Annotated in this window: 14 protein-coding genes and 1 tRNA gene; 12 read left to right on the top strand and 3 right to left on the bottom strand. The window is 57.9% G+C overall.

Features of this window, described 5'->3' with window-relative positions; genetic code table 11:
- Positions 1-43 precede the first annotated feature (43 nt).
- The 4 genes from RJ40_RS06475 to RJ40_RS06460 all read left to right on the top strand — a co-directional run bounded on the left by RJ40_RS06475 (position 44) and on the right by RJ40_RS06460 (position 9,618).
- Positions 44-1,594, top strand: a complete 1,551-nt coding sequence (locus RJ40_RS06475; protein WP_265582532.1) for an AMP phosphorylase — start codon at positions 44-46, stop codon at positions 1,592-1,594.
- Positions 1,584-3,014, top strand: coding sequence for a PEGA domain-containing protein (locus RJ40_RS06470; RefSeq protein ID WP_265582531.1), 1,431 nt, complete (start codon positions 1,584-1,586; stop codon positions 3,012-3,014). Before RJ40_RS06475 ends, RJ40_RS06470 begins: the two co-directional genes overlap by 11 nt.
- 186 nt (positions 3,015-3,200) lie before the next feature.
- The gene (locus tag RJ40_RS06465) at positions 3,201-6,203 is read left to right on the top strand and encodes an Ig-like domain-containing protein (protein ID WP_265582530.1); all 3,003 of its coding nucleotides are present in this window, start codon (positions 3,201-3,203) and stop codon (positions 6,201-6,203) included.
- A 256-nt stretch (positions 6,204-6,459) separates the two neighbouring features.
- Positions 6,460-9,618: a VWA domain-containing protein gene (locus RJ40_RS06460; protein ID WP_265582529.1), complete on the top strand. Its 3,159-nt coding sequence runs from the start codon at positions 6,460-6,462 to the stop codon at positions 9,616-9,618.
- Positions 9,619-9,943: 325 nt separating this feature from the next.
- On the opposite strand, the gene RJ40_RS06455 is transcribed toward RJ40_RS06460, so the two are convergent.
- Positions 9,944-10,015 (bottom strand) — tRNA-Arg (locus RJ40_RS06455).
- Positions 10,016-10,151: 136 nt separating this feature from the next.
- On the opposite strand from RJ40_RS06455, the gene RJ40_RS06450 reads away from it, so the two are divergent.
- Together RJ40_RS06450 and RJ40_RS06445 are read left to right on the top strand one after the other, a co-directional pair.
- A complete protein-coding gene (locus RJ40_RS06450) occupies positions 10,152-10,589 on the top strand; it encodes a dCTP deaminase (protein WP_265582528.1) in 438 nt (145 codons plus the stop codon).
- Positions 10,586-11,539, top strand: coding sequence for a DUF128 domain-containing protein (locus RJ40_RS06445; RefSeq protein WP_265582527.1), 954 nt, complete (start codon positions 10,586-10,588; stop codon positions 11,537-11,539). The genes RJ40_RS06450 and RJ40_RS06445 overlap by 4 nt, the downstream gene beginning before the upstream one ends.
- Here the strand turns inward: RJ40_RS06445 and RJ40_RS06440 are convergent.
- Complete coding sequence (locus tag RJ40_RS06440) at positions 11,532-13,448, bottom strand: tubulin/FtsZ family protein (protein WP_265582526.1); 1,917 nt, start codon at positions 13,446-13,448, stop codon at positions 11,532-11,534. The two genes, RJ40_RS06445 and RJ40_RS06440, sit on opposite strands and share 8 nt — an antisense overlap.
- Positions 13,449-13,707: 259 nt before the next feature.
- Between RJ40_RS06440 and RJ40_RS06435 the strand changes: the two genes are divergently transcribed.
- Together RJ40_RS06435 and RJ40_RS06430 are read left to right on the top strand one after the other, a co-directional pair.
- Positions 13,708-14,697, top strand: coding sequence for a 5,10-methylenetetrahydromethanopterin reductase (locus RJ40_RS06435; RefSeq protein WP_265582525.1), 990 nt, complete (start codon positions 13,708-13,710; stop codon positions 14,695-14,697).
- Between the two features lie 130 nt (positions 14,698-14,827).
- A complete protein-coding gene (locus RJ40_RS06430) occupies positions 14,828-15,769 on the top strand; it encodes a galactose-1-phosphate uridylyltransferase (protein ID WP_265582524.1) in 942 nt (313 codons plus the stop codon).
- Positions 15,770-16,333: 564 nt separating this feature from the next.
- Here RJ40_RS06430 and RJ40_RS06425 read toward each other — a convergent pair.
- On the bottom strand, positions 16,334-17,176 hold the full coding sequence (locus RJ40_RS06425; RefSeq protein ID WP_220682877.1) for a F420-dependent methylenetetrahydromethanopterin dehydrogenase: 843 nt from the start codon (positions 17,174-17,176) through the stop codon (positions 16,334-16,336).
- A 138-nt stretch (positions 17,177-17,314) separates the two neighbouring features.
- On the opposite strand from RJ40_RS06425, the gene RJ40_RS06420 reads away from it, so the two are divergent.
- The 4 genes from RJ40_RS06420 to RJ40_RS06405 all read left to right on the top strand — a co-directional run bounded on the left by RJ40_RS06420 (position 17,315) and on the right by RJ40_RS06405 (position 20,441).
- Positions 17,315-17,719, top strand: a complete 405-nt coding sequence (locus RJ40_RS06420; RefSeq protein ID WP_265582523.1) for a Tfx family DNA-binding protein — start codon at positions 17,315-17,317, stop codon at positions 17,717-17,719.
- A gap of 702 nt (positions 17,720-18,421) precedes the next feature.
- The gene (locus RJ40_RS06415; RefSeq protein WP_265582522.1) at positions 18,422-19,435 is read left to right on the top strand and encodes a 50S ribosomal protein L3; all 1,014 of its coding nucleotides are present in this window, start codon (positions 18,422-18,424) and stop codon (positions 19,433-19,435) included.
- A 7-nt stretch (positions 19,436-19,442) separates the two neighbouring features.
- Positions 19,443-20,192, top strand: a complete 750-nt coding sequence (gene rpl4p / locus RJ40_RS06410) for a 50S ribosomal protein L4 (protein ID WP_265582521.1) — start codon at positions 19,443-19,445, stop codon at positions 20,190-20,192.
- Positions 20,193-20,441, top strand: coding sequence for a 50S ribosomal protein L23 (locus RJ40_RS06405; protein ID WP_265582520.1), 249 nt, complete (start codon positions 20,193-20,195; stop codon positions 20,439-20,441).
- Positions 20,442-20,444 lie beyond the last annotated feature (3 nt).

Below are 20,444 nucleotides of genomic sequence, written 5' to 3'. Positions count from 1 at the left end.
CAGGGCCGATACCCTTTAGAGACCGGAGATATATTCTCTACGTATGAAACTCACGACCAGGCTGATCGATATCGGGAACCGTGGCGTCCTCCTGAACGCCGCCGACGCCCGGGAGATCAGCGTGCGGGACGGTGACCGCGTGGAGGTGAAGAGCCTGGCCACCGGCGAGACGGTCTCGGCCTTCGTCGACACCACCGCCTCGATCATCGGGCCCGGCACGATCGGGGTTTACCGCCCGACCCAGGTGCGGGTCGACGTCCTCGACGGCGCCGAGGTGGAGGTGCGGGCCGCCGACCGTCCGGCAAGCCTCGCCTACATCAAGAAGAAGATGGACGGCCAGCGGCTGAACCAGGAGGAGACCTATGCGATCATCAGGGACGTCGTCGCCGACGACCTCTCCCCCAGCGAACTCACCGCGTACATCGTCTCCACCTACACCAACCCCCTCGACATGGACGAGGTGGAATACCTCACCAGGGCGATGGTGGACACCGGCGACCAGCTCCGCTTTCCTTCGTATCCGATCGTGGACAAACACTCCATCGGCGGGGTGCCGGGCAACAAGATCTCCCTGCTGGTTGTCCCGATCGTCGCCGCCGCCGGACTGAAGATCCCCAAGACCAGTTCGCGGGCGATCACCGGCGCCGCCGGCACCGCCGACCTGATGGAGGTGCTCGCCCCGGTGGAGTTCACCGCCACCCAGGTGCAGCAGATGACCGAGAAGGTGGGTGCGGTGATCGTCTGGGGCGGGGCGACGAACATCGCCCCGGCAGACGACCGGTTCATCACCGTCGAATACCCCTTCAAGATCGACGCCAGGGGCCAGATGCTCGCCTCGGTGATGGCCAAGAAGTACGCCGTCGGGGCAAACCTGGTGGCGATCGACGTTCCGGTCGGGGCGCAGACCAAGGTGCCGACGGTGGAAGAGGGGCGCCGCCTCTCCCGCGAGTTCATCGAACTCGGCGAACGACTCGGGATGCAGGTGGAATGCGCCCTCACCTACGGCGAGTCCCTCGTCGGGCGCACCATCGGCCCGAAGATCGAGGTGCAGGAGGCTCTCTCTGTCCTGGAAGGAGCGACCGAACCGAACTCTCTCATCCAGAAGAGCCTCTCCATCGCCGGGATCATTCTTGAGATGGCGGGGAAGGCGGCGCCGGGCCAGGGCTACACCCTCGCGCAGGAGATCCTCGCCTCGGGCAAGGCCCTTGCCAAGATGAAGGAGATCATCGAGGTCCAGGGCGGAAACCCGGCGGTGACCGCAGCTGATATAGTTCCTGGCACGTACCAGTATGTGGTAAAGGCCCCCACCACTGGATACGTGATCGAACTGAACAACAAGGCGCTGATCAGCCTGGCCAGGGCTGCCGGCGCCCCCCAGGACCAGGGTGCGGGGGTCTGCATCCATGCCAAGAAGGGGACGCGCGTGCAGGCCGGCGAACCGATCATCACGGTCTATGCAGATCGAAAGTGGCGCCTCCAGAAGGCGCTCGAAGAAGGACGTCGCCTGATGCCGGTCGTCGTCGAGGGGATGCTTCTCGACCGCGTGCCGGGTCGGCACTGGACAACACGAGGTGGACAACAGTATGGACAGTAAGATGGGGTCGACATTCACCTATCTCATACTCGGGGTCGTGGCCATTGCACTGATCTGCAGTGCGGTGCAGGCTGTCGACGTCGATATCACCGTAAAGGATGCAGAAGACGGGTCATACATCAAGGGTGCGTCGGTCTATATCGACAACCATTATGAGGGCAAGACCGACTCTGACGGCGAGTTCTCATATGAGTACGACGGCAACAGTCGCTACACCCTCAAGGTGACAAAGTCTGGATACGAGGACTGGGACGACCGTATCGATGCAAAAGAGCGTACGGTCGTCGTGCGGATGGACTCGGGCACCGTGGACTTTAAGGTCTCGGTATACGACGCCGGGACTGTCCAACCGATCAGGGATGCAAGGGTGGACATCACCGGTATCTCAACCACCTTCGACGACTATGAACGGACCGACTCATCGGGGTGTGCGTCCTTTGATCTCGAAGACGGAGAAGAGTACTCGGTCGAGATCAGTGCCGACGACTATGCGGAGATCACCCGTGAGATCGAGGTGGACAGCGACACCCAGAGTGTCCAGTACTGGCTCTATCCCGAGGGCCAGTTCGCCTTCAAGGTGATGGACGCCAGGAGCAACTCCCCGATCGAGGGCGCTGCGGTGAAGGTCGACGGGAAGGGTGCGGGCACGACCGACGGCAACGGGGTGGTGACCGTGGTCCTTGACGGTGACGGTTACTATGATGTCGAGGTGGCCCACCCTTCGTACCTCACGTACACCAAGGAAGTCTACCTGGGCGAGAATGCTGTGATTGAGAATATCCTCCTCACGAAGTCCACCGCTTCACTCTTTGTCTTGGTCTTTGACACGGAGAAAAAGCCGATTTCAGGGGCGAAGGTGCTGGTCGACGGGAAGGATGCGGGCACCACCGACGCCTTCGGAAGACTTGGCCTTGATGCGGTCGTCACCGGCACCCATGCCTTCGAAGTGAGCGCTCCAGGATATGTCGGTCAGAAAGAGAACCGCAAGACTGGAGAGACAACCTCTGATCTGGTCTTCGAACTGGCTTGTGCGAAGGTTCCGGTCTCGGTGCTCGTCGAGAACCCCTCCCACGAACCGGTCGGCGAGGTAAAGATCTGCGTGAACGGTGCTGCGGCGGGCAGTACTTCCTCTGCTGGCATGGTCTCGCTGGACCTTGCGCCGGGGACGTACAATATCACCGGCACGATGGACGGTTATCATCAGGCCGTGCTGGAAACGGCGGTGAAGGCCGGTTCGTCGGGTGAGTCGGTGGTCCTGACTCTTGAGCCCCAGGGTCTGCCGATGGGAGTCATCGCTCTCCTCCTGATCGTGGTCGTGGTGGTGGTTGGCATCGCCGGAGCGGTTGCCACCGGTCGGGTCGAGATCCCGAACCGTCGCAAGCCTGGTCGCCGGGCTCCGCCGAAGCGTCGGCAGTTCTGATCATCTCCTCTTTTTTTCGATACTCTATATAATAGTGTTCTATTTTGATCTTCTGTCTTTTATTCTTGAGATCTATTCTAAAGAATAATTTTAATTTATTCTCTAAAATGTCGCTTTAAATTTGAATTTATAAAAAGAATGCCTTTATATGGCGGGGCTGAAAGTGTACGTACCTTGAGGAAGATTATGGGTCAAATACAATACTGGACATTCCTGGTGGGGCTTCTCCTCCTCTGTACGGGGGCCATGGCCGCGGAGGCTCCCCAGGTCGTCGTCGCGTCCGCCGACGAGTGGCTCGTTGCGGGCAGCGACAACGGGACCGGCGTGACCGCCACCGTGACCGATGCAGGCGGCAGTCCGCTCTCCGGGATGAGCGTCACCTTCTCCTGTGACGCCGCCATGGATGCGTTCTCGCCTGTCACAGCCACGACCGGCCCTGACGGGACAGCGACGGTCACCTTCACGCCGGGGACCGCGAGCGGCACGGTCCTGATCGCCGCGGCGGTCGAGTATGAGGGTGGTGAGGTCTCCGGCACCTGCGAGCAGCAGATCGACCATGCGGCGCCGTACCGGTTGAAGTCTCTCGACTATGAGAGCAGGGTGAGCGTCGACACCACGACCGAGATCGTCTTCTCCCTGGAAGACCGGTATGGCAACCTGGTCGACGCCCGCAGGAGTGCAGAGTCCTTCATGTTCGCCGTCGGATCGCCGGACGGGACCGCCGGGTTCTTCGATGGCAGCGAGTATCGCGACGAAGTGGTCCTGCCGGTGGGTTCTGACGGGATGGTCCGGGCAGAACTCAGGGCCGCCCGCACCGCGGGGGAGAACATCGTCTTTGTCGACCTTCCCGACCCGGTGGCAGACCTCTACCTGACGTTTTACGGGATCGGAGACGGGGCCCCCAGTTCGATCACCGCCTCGGTCAGTCCGGGTGGCAGTCCACCTTATGTCCCTGCCGATGGGGAGAGTCGGTTCACGATCACCTATACGATGAAGGACCAATACGGCAACCCGGCCGGGAGCCAGACGGTGCGGATCACCTCAAACGTGGGGACCGAGGCGAACGCCACCTCCAACTCGGCCGGCCTGGCCCAGGTCACCTTCGGACCCAGGGACGTGACCGGGCTCGTGACGATCACCGCCGTCTCGGTGGAAGACCCTGCGGTCTCCTGCACGGTGGTGGTGGAGTTTGTCCACACCGACCCGGTGGATATGCTCCTCACTGCCAACCCCCAGACGATGCCGAGTTATGACGTGAACGCCGAGAGTGTCACTGAGGTGCGGGCCAAGGTGATCGACGTGAAAGGCAACCCGGTCCCGAATGAGACGGTCACCTTCTCGCTCGGCACGGTCGAGACGGGATCGTACACAGTGACGGACGCGCCCGCTCTTCTGGAGGGTGTTGCCACAACCGATGAGAACGGGTACGCCACCGTGTCCTTCAGGCCCGGAGGCTTCACCACCGACCGGAACGACCTGAACTACTCTTCGGCCGCCACCGGGACCGGTGTGGTCTCTGCGACATGGGGCGACGTCACCAGGGAGATCACGCTCCGCTGGGTGAATTTCCCCTACCTCTCGGTCTCCGCCTGGGTGGAGCCTGAGAGCGGGCAGGTTGAGGTGAACGAGACGATCGATGTGAACCTCGCTCTTAAGGGCGACGGGTGGGCGCTCCAGCCTGAGCCGATCGATGTGGTGCTGGTCATCGATAGGTCGGGGAGCATGCGGCAAACAGACAGTTCCGGACAGGTCAGGTTGGTCAGTGCAAAATATGCCGCCTCAACCTTTATCGACTCCATGAATCCGGTCCGCGACCGGGTGGGGCTTGTCTCCTTTTCCTCATCAACGACCCTTGACAAAGGCCTGACCGATGATTTATCTGATGTTAAGAGTAGGTTGAATATCCTTAGAGCAGACGGTGCGACGCAACTGCGCCGGGGGATCTACGAGGCTGTCAGGCTTCTCCAGGAGCAGGGGCGGGACGATGCGGTCAAGGCGGTGATTGTCATGACCGACGGCGACTGGAACTATGATGGCAGTCCACTCGCTCACGGGACAGGATGGAAAGACCCGTACAATGTGGCTTATCGCTTCTCAGGCAGTGAACTGGAGTCTAACAATTACCGGTACTATGACGGTCTTGGTGGAACGCTGGAGTCTCATGAAAAACGGGTTTATTCGTACTGGGATAGACGGTGGTATACCTATCCTTACTGGACCTGTTCGGATGGCGAGGATACAAACCAGAATATGGGTCGCTTTGCTCTGGACAACGGCATAAAAGTCTACCCCATCACATTCGCCTACAGCCCGGGTCAGACAGTCACCAGCACGATGGAGGAGTTGGCCTCGTTGACCGGTGGGTTCTATGAACACGCTCCTGGTGGCGACGAACTCGCCGGGATCTACACACGTATCGCCGGAGAACTCAAGACCGAGGCGGGCGTCGACACCGCCATCGACCTCTCCTTCGAGAATGTCGAGGTGAACGGGATCTCGGTGCCTGGCGAGGACGTCTTCGAGTACATCTACGAGGACGGCATCTCGACGGTCATCGAGAGTTGGGTCGAGAACGAGTCGGGCAGGTACGTGGTGGTCCCGCGGCACACCGAGGACCAGACCGCCGACTGGCAGGACGACCAGTCCCTCCACTATGATGTCGGGACCGTCAAACTCGGCCAGACCTGGACGACGACGTACCGTCTCAAGGTGAAGACCGACGGCAACATCAATGTCTTCGGCCCTGGTTCGACCATCTCCTTCAACGGCGGTGCCGATCAACTCAACCTCCCCGATACTTTCATCTCGGTCCGTCCTGAGGGTGTTGAACCGGTCTTTGGGGATGCGTACCTTGACATTTCCCCCCCTCAACAGGTCGGCACCGGGTCGGTCACTGAGTTCCTCAAACTGAAGTGGAACCTTGAGTATAATGGGACCGGGACGGTGACCCAGACGCTCTCGTACTCGACTGACGATCGGCACACCTGGACGCCATTTAAGACGATGCCCCCGCGGTCTGCCGCCGAAGTCGGCGCGCAGACGGCCGACCTGGATGTGCGCGGCCTCCCTGCGGGTCAGTATGATATCTGGATCCGGGCAGAATCCACGGATACGCTGTTCGACGATGAATATACCTCCGAGCCGATTTCTATCAACGGCGGGGAGAGCACCAAGATCAGGCTTGAATAGGGTTCTCGTCTGATTTATTTTCCTTTTTCTTTTTTTTGTGGGTTTATGTGGTTTTTCTCGGGCTGGTGCCGGGGAGGCAGGCATTATTTTTGATATGCCCTATATCTTTTTTTTCATATGGCAATTGAGATTATTTATTATGGATCAATTATATCTTCATCGGGGCATTTATGAAGATTATTTTTTGAAAAAAGTGTCTTAAATGATCATAGGATCCGGGCAAGATATATATTAGATAAGATAATCTGATCGCTGTATGAAGGATCGATCCCGTGCCGGATGCCTGTTCGTTTTTATCGGGCTTCTTATCATTTGCATGGCCGTCACGCCCGCGCAAGGTCTGCAGATCTCGGTCAAGACCGATACTGAGTGGCTGGTCGCGGGCGACACCGGGGGGGCGGTGGTGACTGCGACGGTGAACGGCAGCGACGGTCATCCGCTGAAGGGGGTCAATGTTGCCTTCTCGTGTGACACTACTATGGGATCGCTCTCCCGGATGGTGGTCGAGACCGATAAGAACGGGTTGGCGGTGACGACGTTTTTGCCGGGGGAGAAGAGCGGCATCGCACAGATCAATGTGACGGCCAGGTACGGCGTGGACACGGGGGCCAGCACCTTTGAACAGGAGATCGATCATGCGTCACCGTACCGGCTTCATTCTTTAGAGTGTGAGAATGAGGTCACGGCCGGTTCGACGACAGGGATCGTTCTTTCAATGGAGGACGAGTATGGGAACCTGATCGATGCTCGCAATATAAATGAAGTTGAGGCGGTGGCCTTCTATGTCGGGTCTCCGGGGGATGGTGCCTATTTTGAGAATGGGAAAAAGGAGATCGTCGTCCCGGTTAGTGAAGGGGGGGAGGTTCGTGTCAGCCTTACCACCGCTACGACGGCGGGGGAGAATATTGTCTACATAGACTTTCCAGGTGCCATCGATTCACGCTATTTGACCATCACCGGGCTTGCAAACGGCGAACCATCCACCATCTACCAGATGGTTTCTCCAAAAGCGGAGAGTTTAGATGAGGACGACTATCCCGAACAACCGCTGGACAGATCGTTTTCCATCACCTACGCCCTCTATGACCAGCATGGAAATGCTGCCGGGGATCGTCAGATAAAAATAAATGTCCGTTCGGTTTCCGGTTCCCTGACGGCAGGTGAGTGGATCGTCACGACAAATAGTCAGGGAAAGGCGATGATCACGTACGGGCCTTCGGAGCGAGCCGGTGTTGTAGATATTGTCGCGACTGCTGTCGATAACAGCAGTGTTACACGCGCGCAACGCGTGGGCTTCTACAGCACCACACCGACCAATATGATCCTCACCGCCGTCCCCCAGACCATCGCAAGCAGAGATGTGAAAAAGGATCTCGTCTCTCATGTCAAGGCGAAAGTAACTGACACGAGGGGCAATCCCGTCCGAAATGAAAGTGTTTCATTCAGGCTTATCGGTGTCGACAATGGGATATATCTGGTGACTGATGATCCGGAAATCTCGAATAACACCCGCACATCCGAGATAAAAGGTGTGTCCCTTCTTGCTACTACCGATAAGGACGGATTAGCCACTATTGATTTTTACCCCGGCGCCTTCACCGTGGATCCAGAGAATTCACGGTACAGCAGCATGGCCTCGGGGAATGCAACCATTCAGGCTGTATGGGGAGATCAAAAAGAGAACATTACCATTTCTTTCAGGAACTATCCGTATCTCAGCGTCAGTACCTCTGTCGAGCCCCGGACCGTGACCGTGAACGGCACGGTGAATGTCACGGTTCAGTTGACCGGCGACGGGTGGGCCCTCCAGTCAAGGCCGATCGATGTGGTGCTCTGTACTGATCGGTCGGGGAGTATGTTGAAGAATACCACCACGATTTCTGGGTATAATCAATATGATCAAGAGTGGATTAAGCAAGAGTCGATTGATGACCGTATGGTCCATGCGATGGCCGCGGCGAAGGTCTTTGTCTCGAAGATGAAATCGGCGAAGGACAGGATCGGCTTGGTATCGTTTGGTCAGAACGGCACAACTAATCTGGATGGTTACTATTATAAGTATTGGGCGGGACGGGATTATATCTATGAAATATATTATGTTCCCGTATGGGATATTAAAAAAAATGATTGGAAATTAATCGAACTTTACAGTGAGTGGGAACCTGATGAAAGCGATGACAATGACTACATCTCTAAACACTACAATAACTCGCAAACATATAGTGGTCCCGCCACACGCGACCTCGAGTTGATATCAACGTACAGGACTGTCAACACCGAAATTGACAACTGGCTTCCTTGTGGTGGAACACCAATGCGAGAAGGCCTGTACCAATCGGTGCAGATGATCATCGACCGCCCGCGGCCCTCTGACAATCCAGTTAAAGCGATTGTTCTCCTGACTGACGGAGAGTGGAACACAGGTGGGAATCCAGAAGGAGGAGATGAAGCGAAGTCTTTGGGCGATTTGGGCAATAGAAACGTCATCCAGTACGCAAACGAAAGTGACATCAAGATCTTTACAATCGCCCTCGGCGACGAACCGAGCCATGAAGAACTCCGGCGCTACGCCGAAGACACCGGCGGTAAGTTTTACAGCGCCACCGCAGGTGACGACCTGACGCGGGTCTATGAGGACATCGCCCAGAAACTCCAGGAGGCGGCGGGTGTCAATACCACGATGGACCTGTACTTCGATAGGGTCATGATCAATACCACCCCCACCAGCGATGTCTTCGAATATCAGTACCAGGATCCGGTATCGACGCGGGAAGAAAAGTACTGGACACATAACAACTCGGTCTTCTGGGGGCCTGAGTCCTATGACCAGAGTTCCGACTGGGAAGATAATACGCTCTCCTTCAATATCGAGGACATCTACCTCAACCAGACCTGGGAGACCACGTTCTGCCTTAAGGTTCTCAAAGAGGGCAATATCGATATATTCGGCAACGAATCCAGGATCCATTTCAACGGTACGCTTGGAGAGACAGAACTGGGTCTCCCCCACACCTTTATCACTGCTGTCCAGGTGCTCAAAGAGACCAATGTCACCACGGCGGATATTCAGGTGGACTCTCTAAACACTTCGGTGGACTCCGGCATCCTTGATCTCTCCTGGCATCTTACCTATACCGGGAATGAAGATGTGATACAGGAGGTCACATACCAGATCAGCCCGGATAATGTCTGGTGGGATGGCACATGGCAAGTGGCCGATATGATCTCTCTCTCTTCAGGCGTGGAAATGAATGGCACATATTCGTCCAGCCTTGACCAGAGGGGGAAACAAGGATGGTACAAGATCCGGATTTCTGCGCTGGAAGACATTCCCGGTGGGGTATGTGACGAGGTGACCTATAACGGAATCATCCAGGTGGGGAAGGATGAACGTGCGTATATCAGACTTGAATAATAGTTGATGGATCGTATAACATCCTCTACCTCTTTTCATTATGGGACAGTTGGAGCATCCCTCATCCTTCCATAGTGGCGGATCTTCGGATCGCCCACCTCCTTCCCACTCGCGCCGGTGGCGTTGCCCCCCGCCCCCCCCGGATTGCGATAGAGACAGGAAGGCAGCGGGGAGATCATGAAGAGGATAGTGTCGACCCGGCCGCTCTCTTCACTCGGGGGACCGGATGACAATCTCCACCTTCAGGTTCTCCTCATCTGTCTTCCTGGCTCCAATCCCGGTGGGATCAGAGGTGTCACCTATGAATTGTACAAAATCACAAAAACGGACCCAGCGGGAATCGAACCCGCGTCCCTGGGTTCGAAGCCCAGGAGGATATCCTCTACCCCATGGGTCCATGACCTGCGGGTCTTGCCGCATGATCCTCTCCCCGGTCTGGAAAAGAAGCCGGTCGGAAAGAACAAATGGGCTGTGTCCTGCTATATATCATATCACAAGATATTAAGCCTTTTCCGGCACCATCAACTACTACAATGATCCTCTCATCTGCCGAGATCCAGTCGCGCCTGATGATGCCCGGGGGGGCGGGACGGCTGGTCATCACGCCCTTCAATGATGCCTCCCTCCAGCCCGCCTCCTACGACCTCCGCGCCGGTGAAGAGATCGTCCTCGCGCCCGGCACCGTCACCCTCGTCCCGAGCATGGAACACGTGGAGATCCCCGGCGACGTCGCCGCCACCCTCCGCTGCCGCTCCTCCTATGCCAGACGCGGCCTCCTCCTCGGTGGTGGCTTTGTCGACCCCGGGTTCAGGGGACAACTCACCCTCTGCCTCGTCAACATGGGGGCCGAGGAAGTCGTCCTCCCTGAAGGCGAGCGGGTCGTGCAGATGATCCTCCACGAAGTCGGCGACGGTGCCGCCTGCTACAACGGGCGCTACCAGGACAGCGAAGGAGTGGTCGAAGCCAGATGAGTCAGATCCGGACCGAGCGCAAATACATCGAGATCCTCAGGATCCTCAAAGAGCACCCCGACCCGATGGGCGCCAAGAGGCTCTCTGAACTGATGGCCGAACACGGCTTCGTCCTCTCCGACCGTGCGGTCCAGTACTACCTCCGCTCCCTCGACGAGATGGGGTTCACCAACAAGGTCGGCAACCGCGGCCGGGTTCTCACCCCGAAGGGGGTCTCTGAGATAGAGAGTGCCCTCGTCGGCGAGCGGATCGGGTTCATCATCTCCAAACTGGAACGTCTTGCGGTCAGGACCACCTTCGACCCCACCACCTGCACCGGCGACGTCGCCTACAACCTCTCGATCGTCCCCGACCCCGAAGTCGACCGGGTGAGAGAAGCATTTGACGCGGTACTTGCAACCAGGTGCGGATTTTTCAGTTCATACCGCCTCGTCGACAACGACCCTCGCGTCCCACCTGGCCACACCGGGTTCATCACCGTCTGCTCAGTCACCATGGACGGCGTCCTCCAGCGCCTCGGCGTCCCGGTGGAGATGAAATACGGCGGCAGACTCGCCGTCCGCGACGGCCGCCCCGCCCGGTTCACCGACCTCGTCTCCTACCGCGGGACAAGCATCGACCCGCTCCAGCTCTTCATCTCTGCCGGCCTCACCTCGATCCGCGAGTATGTCACCACCGGCACCGGCACCGCCCTTGCAAATGTCAGAAAAGTCCCGCTCCCTGCACAAGAATATGTCGAAGAGATCGCCGGCGCCATGCGTTCGGCCGGCTTCCTCTTCCCGGTTGGCATGGGAGAAAAAGTGTTCAACCTTTCAGAAGAACCTTATCGACTCTCCATCGTCTCATATTCCAGCATGAACCTCGTCGGCCATGCCTTCGAACTGGGATGTGCGATCAGGACCGAGATCGGCGCAGGCACCATCCCGTTCTCCCGTATCCTCTCTACGTGATCCAGTCGAGCCCGTCCGTCCGCTCCTCTCCCCCGTTCTCCTCTGTATCTTCGAAGACCGAGATCTTCCCCTTACCGGGTTTGATCTCCTTTGGAGCCTTTTTCGGAGCGATTTTCTTTCCGCGCAGGACCGCATCGACCGGCATCGTCACATCGGAGAGTTTGACCTTCTTCCCCTCCAGGATGTCATCTTTTGCCTTTTTCACGACATCTTTGAGACGGATACGCCCCCCATTGAAGACATCGTCGTTTGCCTTCTTGACCGTATCCCTGAGATGGATGCCCTTGCCGCTGAGCACATCGTCCTTTGCCATCGGGATGGTATCTACCTTGACTCCTGTGAAATCGACCTCCTTTGGTTTTTTCACAAAAGCATGACTCTCGGTCATCCCGAGGGCCGAGTCCTTCGGTGCCTGGGGAAGACCAACCGAGGTCATCCTGGTGATCTCCCGCGGCTGCTGTTTCCCGACACCCGAGACGATGACCGGCCTGTCATCATCCTCTGTTCGCTTCAGATGATCGCTTGAGAGATTGAGCCTGAGAACTCCATCATCCTCTTCGCGCTTTCTGGTCTTCTTCCCCCCATGAAGTTCGAGCATCTCATCATGCCTCTCAGGGGCGTCATACTTTCCGGGCATAGAATATTCTTCAGTCACGCGATCTCCACCTGATGACGGCACCATGAACGGGGCGAGCGGATCTTCTCTGGTCCATCCTCCTGTTCCCACTTCCACATTATCCCCGACGACCAGGAACTCCTCTTCTGTCCTGGCATGCATCGCCTCTTCCTCAAGCTCCTGCCTGTACTCCTCACGCAGGAGCTTCAACTCCTCGATCCTGGGCACATTCTGCACATCGGCGAGGACGATGATAATCCCCACGAACCTGGTGTTCTTCACCGGGTAATCTCCGGACCGCATCTCCAGGCCGGCGATGCTCCGGTCGATCCACTTCCTCACCGTCACAAAACCCTTGAGACTCAGTTCATGGCTCGGTCCCGCCACCAGGACAAGAGCCTTCTGGGCGCTGGTGAGATCGCAGGGCACTGAAATCTCCTCGTATATCGCCCTCTTTGCCAGTTTGACGATCCGCGCCGCCCTCTGGTGCGACCCCTCCATATACTGCCTGGCCGTCTTCCAGGAACCTAGGATATCCAGCGGACTGGTGTGGAGACGTTCGACCGCATACCCGACCGCGACCGTCCCCATACCGGTGAGGGTGTTGAGCACCTCGCCTGCATCGAGGACGAGTTCTCCGACATCAAGCCCCTCGTTATTGAACTCGCCGGCCCTGAGGAGAAGACCGATCCGGCGGGCGATCTGTTCGTTGAGGAGCGAGTTTACGAGGCGAGGATTCCGATCGTACGAGGCGTTGCCGAAGGGATCGGCGATCCCTCGCGCCCCCGACGTCCTGATCTTCTTGTACCATGTCTCATTGTCGAAGACGATCGTGGCGTCGGTGAGTTCCTGGATCATCTCCAGGTCGTCCGCCGCCTTTGCCGAACACTTCTTTCCCTCTGCTACGCAAGGGAGCGTGACCACCGCAAAGATCGGTTCGAGGAAGGTCTCACGCATCTGGGGCATGATGCGTGGGATCAGGTCGACCATCGTCCCGCCAAGACCCGCGAAGATCAGGATTGCGTCGATATCCACCGTATCGACCCTCTGGATCCTCGTCATCACCTCCTCGATATCGATGTTCGTCTCGACATCATAGGGATTGGCAGGATCGATCGGCGGGAAGAAGACCTGCGAATCGGAAGGAAGGGCATCGAGCTGGAGGAGCGTGTTTGTATCAAGATCGATGGCGAGAGCGCTCATACAAAAGACCTTGCTGCGTCGGTCATGGTCGTAGAGGCGGTCAACTATCCTGCTGCCCGCACCCCCCAGTCCGATTGCCAAGACTCGCATCTATACCCACTCCGCCCGGTGCGATTGCGATCGATTCGCCGCCCGAGCTGTAAACATATCTTGGGTATTTGGGCCGGTGATCATAAATACTTCTCCTTTTCTCTGTTCGCGATGCATAGGGCTTCTCTACCTCATGTCCTATGTCAAATCTCTGTGATGTCCGGGAATGGTCTGTATCCCCTTTATTCTCTGGTATTCTAGTTCGAATGACAATACTTTTATCTTTGTGCGATAACTACTCTCTCTGAGGTGAAATGCCTTGAGTTATGGAATTGAATTTGTGCCAGGCAACATCAGCGTAAAGCAGGTTGTCAATTACACCAAGCTCGCGGAATCGAAGGACATCGACTACGCGTGGATCACCAACCACTATAACAACCGCCACTGCTACCCGACCCTGGCGGCTATTGCAATGAGCACCGACACGATCAAGATGGGCCCGGGCATCATGAACACCTTCACCGACACCCCGGCGTCCATTGCGTCGTTCATGTGCACCCTGAACGAGATCTCCGACGGCCGTGCCGTTCTCGGTATCGGACCCGGCGACCTCTCGACCCTCCCGAAGATCGCGATCCAGGGCGAGAAGCCCGTCGCTCGTCTGAGAGAAGGTGTCCAGCAGATCCGTGCGCTCTGTTCAGGTGAAGAAGTCAAGAAGACCGGCGAGATGCAGTTCTTCGACTACGACGGTGCCAAGCTCACCGGCGTCCAGCTCCCCGGCAAGAAGGGTATCCCCGTGTACATCGGTGCCCAGGGCCCCAAGATGCTCGAGCTCGCCGGAACCATGGGTGAGGGTTCCCTCATCAACGCTTCCAACCCCAAGGACTTCGAGATCGCCATCCCGATCATCAAGGCAGCCCAGGAAGCCGCAGGTCGCAAGAAGCACGACGTCGGTGCCTACACCGCTATGTCCATCGACAAGAGCGAGAAGAAGGCCCGCAACGCCGCGAAGATCGTCGCTGCATTCATCGCCGCAGGCTCCCCGCCAGCACTCCTTGAGCGCCACGGCCTCGACGCCGGCAATGTTGCCGCCATCAAGGACGCCCTTGGTCGCTTCGACTTCAAGGCCGTCGGTGGCCTCGTCACCGACGCCGAGATCGACGCCTTCACCATCGCAGGCACCCCTGACATGGTTGCCCAGAAGTGCGAAGATCTCAAGGCTGCCGGTGTCACCCAGATCATCTTCGGGTCCCCACTCGGTCCCGACATGACCAACTCGATCCGTCTGCTCGGCAAGTACGTCGTCTGAACCCTGTTCCAGGGCTTCCAGATAGAACCATTTTTTGGAGGAAGTTCCCCATCCTCCTTATTTTCAAGACCTCTTTCCAGACCAATTGGATGAATTTATCTTTTCCGGCCCCCACAATTGGACTACAGGCATGTTTTCGGTTGAAGAATATGCGGCCGGCCGCGTCCAGATCCGTCGGGAACACCTGACCGGTCTCACCGCCAGGCTTTCGCCGGAACGGATCAAGCGAGATATCAGCCCGCCCTATGTGCCTCCTCTGAGAGAGGAGTGCCCGTTCTGCCCGGGCAGGGTCGAGCAAGAAACCCCTACGTTCCCTGACGGCACCAGGATCCGGTGTGGGGAGAGCGTGACCTTCCCGAATCTCTACCCCTTCGCCTCCTGGCATGTGGTGACCGTGATCACCGGGGCCCACACCGTCGATCAATTCTCCCGGCGACAACTCGAAGACGCCTTCCTGGGAATATCCCGCGCACTCTCCGGACAGGAACATTATGCCTCCATAAACTGGAACTTCCTTCCTTCCGCCGGTGCGAGCATTGCCCATCCCCATCTCCAGGGGATCGCCGACCCCGGCCCCACCGCCCTCCAGGGCAGGTACCTCGGGGAAAGCAGGCGATACTATGGAGGCCACGGCCGGTCGTACTGGACCGACCTCGTCGAACACGAACGCGCCTCCGACCGGTTTCTCTTTGAAGACGATGGGACCGTCTGGTTTGCAAGCCCGGTCCCGATCGGCGAACGTGAGGTACGGGGTGTCCTGCCTCTGACGACCCTTGAAGACCTCGGCCCCTCTGTCCCGGCCCTCGCCCGCGGCGTCCTCCGGGTGATCGAGTGTTACCGTGCCCTGGGCACGCGGGCATTCAATATGGCGATCTACTTCGGGCGTCCCGAAGACGCGGAATACTTTTCTGCCTTCTGCTCCCTCATCGCACGGGTCAATCCCAACCCCTCCTCGATGACTGACTCGGCCTTTATGGAGCGCCTCCACCTTGAGCCCGTGGTCATGACCCTGCCCGAGGGCCTGGGGCAGACCTTCAGGGAAATGGACTCTGAGGGATTGATACAAGTCTGAAAAAAAGGCTCGGGGGCTCTTTTGAATCGGGCATAAACCCCGGGATCAAGCATACGCGATTGAACATTGTTCTGAGTAGTGTTTCGAAGTTTTGAGGGATCTTTGATCCTTTTCTTAGAGGTCCTCCCAAAACTCGCCTGACCCTGAGAGGTGAGTGGAAGAATTTTCAGAAAGCACATGGTGTTGTTCAAGAGATTATTGCCGCCCCGCCCCTATCTTCGTCGTGGGGGGGTCCGTGGGGTCTCCCCCCGGCGCGAGACGGCAGGTTCAGATCGGTCAGGTGGGGCGGCCCATCTGATCGACGTGCCTTCCCCCACAGAAGAACGAGAAACTATACCTTGTTCTCTTGCACCGGGCACCCCCCCCCTTTGACCCCCGCGATTGGGCAGGGACAACTCTATCGAAAACCTTGAAGAGTGTGGTGACGCAGCGGGCGGGAACGGATCAACTCTGGAGAAATCCTCTCTCACGGTGAACCTCCGACCCACTTACCGCCTATCGCAGACCTTCAGGTCGGCACCAGTTCAGAGATCAGACAGAACAGAAAAAAAGAAAAGAAAATATTTACTCCGGCTTGGAGATGAGCGTCGTCTTGGAGACGATGACGCCATCCTTCTTGTGCGGCTTGCGGATGATACCGTCGCCGGCCTTCTCGATCTCGCGGGCCTCATCACAGAGGTACGCAGCCTGGCGCATCATCTCGTGGGCGGAAGCAACGATCGGGACGTAGTTCTCAAAGCCCTTGGTCATGAAGCAGCCCTTGACATTGACACCGGCGACCGCCTGAGCGATCTCGTAGGCGGCGCGGGCCTTTGCGTAGGCGTACGGGTTGGAGAACTCGTCTGCAACAGCCTTGTCGGAGGTCATGACGACCTTCGGGAGGACGAGGTCGGCACCCTTCTTCCCTTCCTTGACCTGGTCGATGACCTTGTCGAGCTCGAACTGGAGCTTGCGGAACGCACCCGTCAGGGCGAGGACCTTGACGAGGTTACCGTTGAAGTCTGCCATCTCGACGGGGTCGAGGAACTCGCGGCGGGCTCCGATCATGGAGTCGGCCTTCATGATGATGTAGCCGAACTGGCTCTCCTTCAGGGCGGCGAACTGCTCCTTCTTCCCGGTGACATCGTCGGTGATGACAATGCACGGGATGCCGGCCTCAGCGAGCTGCTCACGAGCGCCGGTCGGTCCGGGAAGGATGCCGTTCGGGGAGACGACAACACAGAAGTCAGGTTCCCACGCCTTCATGTTGACGACGACACGGTCGATGTCCTCGGGCTGGAGCTTGGTACCGCTCGTGGCCATGAAGGTCTGCATGTCTTCACGGTCTGCACGCTCATCGAGGAGGAGCTCTGCCATCACGCCGCTGGCAATGTTGCCCAGTTTGGCAATTCCTACTTTAACTACCATCTATACACCTCTCAAATTTGAGAACAGACTAACTATTGGCAAGTTCTCATATAAAGATTGTGAAAGCCCCGTCCTCTTCCGGTCATGACGGAGTTAAAGAACATTGTTTATGATACATGAAGTTAAATTTATACTCTAATGAAACAGGGGCTTCTCACCGACAGGCAGAAAGAAGTGCTGCGGTACCGGAAGATGGGGCTTACCCAACAGCAGGTCGCCGACATCATCCAGACCTCAAAAGCAAATGTATGCACCATCGAAAAAGCGGCCTACGAAAATATCAGCCGGGCAAAGGAAACCCTTGAATTTTTGTACACCCTTGACTCGGATCACCTCTGCACCGTCAAGGCCGGGACCGACCTTATCGAAGCGACCTCTGACATTTTCCAGGAAGCGGAAAAACACGGGACCAAGGTAAAGTACAATACCATCGAACTGATCAACCGACTTCACGACTCCAATCCCGGCAAGTTCCGGGCGCGCTATGTCCGGGAGGACGTCGAGGTCTACATCAACCAGGAAGGCGACCTCTTCTTTGGCTGAAGAGGTGTCTCGCCTTCCCTGTCCCACCAATGTGCGGAGCATCCCGGTCTCTGCACCGCGGGGGTGCAGACCGGCATCTCCTGGAAGAGTCACAAACATTTATATTCAATTTTGATGAATAATTACAGAACCGGAGACGATGGTATCCCGTGCAACCGGACACAGAATAATGGCCACATGGTGGTAGAATGGCCATTCTGTAACCGTTTGCCGGAAGTACAACAGCCCTGCACCCGCCGCGGGTCAGGCTGCAATGCCCCGGTTGCCCGCCCCGGCAGGGGCGTGACCGAGAAGGACTCATCCCAGTCCCAAGGAGCTGACAGACGCAGGATCTGATCGCTGCATATGGGCCTCCGTCAGTGCAGACGAGCCCGGTCCGGGTTTCGACCCGGCATGCACAGTATCAGGATCTCTTCGCGAGACGAGGTAATTCCGGAGCACACCGGAATGGACTCCATACACAGGAGACTACACCACGGCATACTCGCTCCCGACACCACCGCAATAGGAGATATTCCTATTGTGCGGAGAGCGCGCCCGATCGTCCGTTCCCCTTCGGGGAAATCGGAGTGGTGCGGTCCCGGTTCGCGATGTTTGTGCAATCCCGGTGGGAATCTGGCACACCTGCACCTCGAAAGAGATGCAGATTTGCGACAGAGTCGCAAGCTCGGATAGAACCAAACGTAGAGGATTGATTAGAACATGCCGAACATACACAGACCGCGCAGGGGCTCCCTTGCCTACAGTCCGCGCAAGCGGGCAAAGAGCCAGGTGCCAAAGTACCAGTCCTGGCCCAGGCACGAGGGCGAGCCCAAGCTGCAGGCGATTGCAGGGTATAAGGTAGGTATGACGCACGTCGTCGCTGTCGACGATCACAAGAGCAGCCCGAGCGAGGGACGCGAGATCATGGTGCCCGTCACCATCATCGAAGTCCCCGCCATGAAAGTCGCTGCCGTGCGCGCCTATGTGACTGACACCTATGGGAAGCACCCGCTGACCGAAGTCTGGGCTGAGGATCTTGACGCTGCCCTCGCCAGGCGGGTAACGCTGCCGAAGACGCACGACCGTGCGGCAGTTCTCAAAACCATCCAGGACGCCGTTGCGGCAGGACAGGTCACTGAGATCTTTGCCCTGATGTACACCCAACCGGCGGCACTCACCGGTGTCCCCAAGAAGGTGCCCGAACTGATGGAGACCAGGATCGACGGCGGCTCAATCGAAGACCGTCTCAACCTTGCGACCTCCATTCTTGGTGCGGAAGTCGACCCGCTCTCTCTCATCTCAGAGGGTCAGTACGTCGACGTCACCGCCGTCACCAAAGGCAAGGGCACCCAGGGCGCGGTCAAGCGCTGGGGTATCCAGGTCAGAAAGGGCAAGCACTCCCGCGGCGGCAAGAAGCGCCACATCGGCAACCTCGGTCCATGGACACCGCACCACGTCAGGTGGCAGGTTCCACAGATGGGCCAGTTGGGCTACCAGCAGAGGACCGAATTCAACAAGCGGATCCTCAAGGCAGGCACCGACGGTGCTGACGTCATGCCTGAGGGAGGGTACCTCCACTACGGTATCGTCAGGAACTCGTACATCATGATCAAAGGCTCGGTCCCCGGTCCGGTCAAGCGTCTTGTGCGCATTCGCCCGGCAATCCGTCAGGGTGAGCACGAGGTGCGGGCACCGGCAGTGAACTTTGTCAGCCTGGAGAGCAAGCAGGGGTGAATAACGGATGAAAGCAAATGTCAGATCAACCGACGGGTCAGTCGTCCGTGAGATTGAACTTCCGGCTGTCTTCGATGAACTCTACCGGCCCGACCTGATCAAGAAGGCGGTCCTGGCCATCCAGAGCATGAGGCTCCAGCCCCATGGCACCGACCCATTCGCCGGGATCAGAAGTTCAGCCGTGAGCTGGGGTTCAGGGCGCGGCGTTGCGCAACTGCCGAGGATCAAGAACGGCTCACGAGCAGCCAAGATCCCGCAGGCCAAGGGCGGCCGTGCGGCCCACCCGCCGAAGGTCGCAAAGGTGCTCAAGAGGAAGATCAATAAGCAGGAAAAGTGGCTGGCCCTGCGTTCTGCGGTTGCAGCAACCACGCTGCCGGAACTCGTCACCGCCCGCGGCCACCGCTTTGAGGGTGAAGTCCCATTCATCGTCGACGAAACCTTCGAGGCCCTCGATAAGACCTCCGACGTCATCAACGCCCTTCAGGCACTCGGCCTCTATGCCGATGTCGAACGGGCAAAGGAGAGCAAGAAAGTCCGTGCCGGCCGCGGTAAGATGCGTGGTCGCCGGTACAAGCAGCGCAAGAGCCTGCTGATTGTCACTGGTGAAGACTCACTCCGTGCAGCCCGCAACCTTGCCGGTGTCGACGCGGTCTCGGTCTACGACCTGAACACCGAGCTCCTCGCACCGGGCACCCAGGCCGGCAGGCTGACTGTCTGGTCCGAGAGCGCACTCAAACTGATGGAAGAGGTGGAGTGAATGGCGCTCAAACATCCGTACGTGACGGAAAAAGCGATGATGATGCTCGAGAACGAGAACAAACTTCAGGTTCTCGTTGAGCGGTCCGCCTCCAAGGACGGGATCAAGCGCGAGGTCGAGAAGGCCTTCGAACAGCCGGTCACGTCGGTCAGGACCATGATGACGATGAAGGGCCAGAAGAAGGCCGTCGTCAGCTTCGAAAACGACAACGCCGCCGAGGAGATCCTCAGCAGGCTTGGCGTCATGTAAGGT

The sequence above is a fragment of the Methanofollis aquaemaris genome (assembly GCF_017357525.1).
Lineage (GTDB): Archaea > Halobacteriota > Methanomicrobia > Methanomicrobiales > Methanofollaceae > Methanofollis > Methanofollis aquaemaris.
The sequence above is the reverse complement of the archived record's forward strand: the minus strand, read 5'-3'. Positions and strand labels throughout refer to the sequence as shown.